The 3,644-nt window shown below is 66.0% G+C and carries 3 protein-coding genes; 1 reads left to right on the top strand and 2 read right to left on the bottom strand.

Features of this window, described 5'->3' with window-relative positions:
- Nucleotides 1–1,759 (top strand): T9SS type A sorting domain-containing protein (locus ACYVDE_RS17265; protein WP_460502790.1); only part of this gene is annotated, 1,759 nt, incomplete at its 5' end.
- Nucleotides 1,760–1,893: 134 nt separating this feature from the next.
- Here ACYVDE_RS17265 and sdaAA read toward each other — a convergent pair.
- Both sdaAA and msrB read right to left on the bottom strand, forming a co-directional pair.
- Nucleotides 1,894–2,802 (bottom strand): L-serine ammonia-lyase, iron-sulfur-dependent, subunit alpha, encoded by a 909-nt coding sequence (gene sdaAA / locus ACYVDE_RS17260; protein ID WP_460502789.1) that lies wholly within the window; start codon nucleotides 2,800–2,802, stop codon nucleotides 1,894–1,896.
- Nucleotides 2,803–2,997: 195 nt separating this feature from the next.
- Complete coding sequence (gene msrB / locus ACYVDE_RS17255) at nucleotides 2,998–3,462, bottom strand: peptide-methionine (R)-S-oxide reductase (RefSeq protein WP_460502788.1); 465 nt, start codon at nucleotides 3,460–3,462, stop codon at nucleotides 2,998–3,000.
- Between the last annotated feature and the right edge of the window lie 182 nt (nucleotides 3,463–3,644).

Below are 3,644 nucleotides of genomic sequence, written 5' to 3'. Positions count from 1 at the left end.
GCCGGTGGCTTCGTTCAGCTACCCGGCCAGCACCACGTACTGCGCGGGCAGCACGAGCACCGTGACGCCCACGCTGGGCAGCGGCGCTACGGCCGGCACATTCAGTTCGACCGCGGGCCTGACGATTGACCCCGTTTCGGGCATCATCTCGCTGGGCAGCAGCACCGCCGGCACCTATACCGTGACCAACACGGTGGCGGCTTCGGGCGCCTGCGCGGCCGTTTCGGCGACCACCACGGTAACCATCACGCCGGCCACCACGGCCACGTTCAGCTACGGTGGCGGCACGTTCTGCGTGACGGGCACCAACCCCACGGCGACCGTGACGGGCACCACCGGTGGCACGTTCAGCTCAACTTCGGGCCTGAGCCTCAACGCCAGCACCGGCGCCATCAACCTGAGCGCCTCGACGCCCGGCACCTACACCGTGACCTACACGGTGGCCGGCGCCTGCGGTAGCAGCAGCACGCAGTCGGTAACGATTACCACGGCGCCGCTGGCCACGTTCAGCTACGGCACCACGCCTACCTACTGCGTGAGCGGCGCTACCAATCCGGCCCCGAGCTTCGGTACGGGCGCCAGCGGCGGCGTGTTCAGCTCGACTTCGGGCCTGACGATTAACGCCACCACCGGCGTGATTACGCTGGCCTCGTCGACGCCCGGCACCTACACCGTGACGAACACCATCGCCGCCAACGGCGGCTGCGCAGCGGCCACGGCCACGGCGCAGGTAACTATCACGGCGGCGCCGCTGGCTACGTTCAGCTATGGCACCAGCTCAACCTTCTGCGTGAGCGGCACTACGGCTCCGGCCGTTGTTCTCGGCGCGGGCGCTACGGCCGGCACGTTCACCTCGACCACGGGCCTGACGATTAACGCCACCACCGGTGCGATTACGCTGGCTTCGTCGACGCCCGGCACCTACACCGTGACCAACTCGGTAGCGGCGGCCAACGGCTGCGCAGCGACCACGGCGACCACGACGGTGACCATCACGGCGGCGCCGCTGGCTACGTTCAGCTATGGCACCAGCAGCGCCTGCGCCGGCTCGGCTTCGCTGCTGCCCGCTACGCTGGGCGCGGGCGCTACGGCCGGCACGTTCACCTCGACCACGGGCCTGACGATTAACGCCACCACCGGCGCGGTGAATCCGGCCACCTCGACGCCCGGCACCTACACCGTGACCAATACGGTGGCCGCCGCCGGTGGCTGCGCCGCCGCTACGAGCACGGCCACGATAACCATCAACGCCCTGCCGGCTACGCCGACCTACACCTACACGTACCCCACCCAGGGCACGGTGCTGTTCACCAGCAGCGCGGCTCCGGCTGGCACCACCTACCAGTGGTACGTGGGCACCACGCCCATCACGGGCGCTACCAGCCAGACCTACACGGCCAACGGCACGACTAACCCCGGCAGCTACACCGTGCGCTTCATCAGCACGGCCACGGGCTGTCAGTCGGCCCCGTCGACGGCGCTGGTCGTAACGGCGACGGCCCAGCCGCTGGCGGGCTCGTCGTTGACGCTCTACCCGAACCCCACCACCACCGGCAAGCTCACGCTGGAACTGCGCGGCTACTCGAAAGAGGTGCAGCTGACGGTGCTCGATGCGCTGGGCCGCGTGGTGCTCACGCAGCGGGTGGCCGCGGGCCAGGCTCAGGCGCAGCTCGACCTGTCGGGAACTGCCACGGGCGTGTACCTGCTGCGCGCTACCACCGATGGCGGCACCGACGTGCGCCGCATCGTGCGCGAATAGCCTCACGCTAGTGCATTGAAAAGCCCCGCTGGCATTGCCGGCGGGGCTTTTTTGTTGTTGTTATTCCGACGCAGGAGGAATCTGAGTAAAATGGTTTGCCGGCTTTACCAGATTCCTCCTGCGTCGGAATGACGTTATGCCTCCTCCGCATCATCCGGCAGGATATTCACGTCCTGCACCAGCACCATTTTCTCGATTTCCTTGCCGCGCTTGGTGGCAGCCAGCCCGCCGAGGGCCGTTTCCTTGTAGCGGGTTTCCATAGCCTGCCCCACTTCGCCGAGGGCCGCCACGCACTGGTCGACGGGAATCACCGGGTCGATGCCGGCAATGGCAATCTGGGCCGAAGAAAAGGCGATGGCGGCGGCCGAGGCGTTGCGCACCACGCAGGGCACTTCCACGAGGCCGGCCACGGGGTCGCACACCAGCCCGAGCATGCACTGAATGGTGACGGCCACGGCGGCAAACACCTGCTCGACCGGCCCGCCCAGGCAGTACACAATGGCCCCGCTGCCCATGGCGGCGGCCGAGCCGGTTTCGGCCTGGCAGCCGCCCACGGCCCCGGCCAGCGAAGCATTCTGCTCGATGATAAGGGCAATGCCAGCCGCCACGAGCAGGCCCTCCAATATTTTCCGGTCGTCGAGCTTGTGCAAATCCTGCAGCGTAACGAGTACGCCGGGCAAGATGCCCGAGGCGCCGGCGGTAGGCGCGGCCACTACGCGGCCCATGCAGGAATTCACCTCCTTAGCTCCCAATGCGCGCGTCACGAGCTGCTTAAATTCGGGCGACAACACGGTGACGGGCGAGGCGGCAATCTTCTTAGCCCCATTATTTATCATGCCCGAGCGCGAGGTCATGTTGCCGGTCAGGCCCTCGTGCACGGCGTCGCGCATTACGTCGTAGGCCCGTTGCAGGCCGGCCCATATTTCGTCTTCAGTCCGGCCTTTCTGCTCGACTTCGTAAGCCAAAACGGGCTGGTAGAGGGGTTCGCCGGTTTCGGCGCAGTGCGCGCCCCAGGAGGCGAAATCGGTGAAAAGCAACGACATGGTGGGTGGGAATGGAGTCGGGTGATGAGAACAGGAACTTACAAAAGTAGAACGTCATGCTGAGCGCAGTCGAAGCATCTCTACCGAGTTACTAATTCCAATCAAAAGAATATAGTTGCGCGGTAGAAATGCTTCGGCTGCGCTCAGCATGACGTTCTACTTCTGAGCCGACAAATAAGCAGCTACTGGGGCAGCTTAAGCGGCAGGCTGTTTCTCAGCCTCGTTCACCAGCTTGATGCTGGCCGAGTTGATGCACAGGCGCAGGCCGCTGGGCGCCGGGCCGTCGGGGAAAACGTGGCCCTGGTGGGCGTCGCACACGTTGCAGAGCACTTCGACGCGCACCATGCCGTAGCTGGTGTCCTTCTTGTAGCGAATAGCGCTTTCATCGACCGGCTGCGTGAAACTCGGCCAGCCGGTGCCCGACTCAAACTTGGTGCGCGAGTCGTAGAGCGGGGTGCCGCAGCACACGCAGGCGTAGAGGCCGGCTTCGTGGGCCTCGCAGTATTCGCCGGTGAAGGCGCGCTCGGTGCCGTGTTCGCGGGTGACGTGGTACTGCTCGGGCGTGAGCTGGGCGCGCCACTCGGCGGGCGTTTTCTCGACGCGCCGCGGCGAGGGAATGGGATTGTTGGCGAGGCGGATGACGTCGTTCCAGGTTTGCATATCAGCGGAGTTGAGGTAGGAATAAGGTAAACGCGGCCGGCCCCGGGAGGTTTCCGGCCGCGTTCGATAGACGCTCCGCCGCCCGGCTCCTTACACGCCCCGCCCGGCCATCTCCGCCCCCACCGGCGCCACCACGTTGCCCGTGCGTTGCAGCACGCCCCAGCTTTGCAGCTCGCCCTTGA

This window comes from Hymenobacter agri (assembly GCF_054778495.1).
Note: the sequence above shows the minus strand (reverse complement) of the source record. Positions and strands in the feature narration are given on the sequence as shown.

What these genes read in the sequence shown, in the direction of transcription:
- sdaAA (WP_460502789.1), bottom strand. Translation starts at nt 2,802, where the DNA reads ATGTCGTTGCTTTTCACCGATTTCGCCTCCTGGGGCGCGCACTGCGCC.
- msrB (WP_460502788.1), bottom strand. Translation starts at nt 3,462, where the DNA reads ATGCAAACCTGGAACGACGTCATCCGCCTCGCCAACAATCCCATTCCC.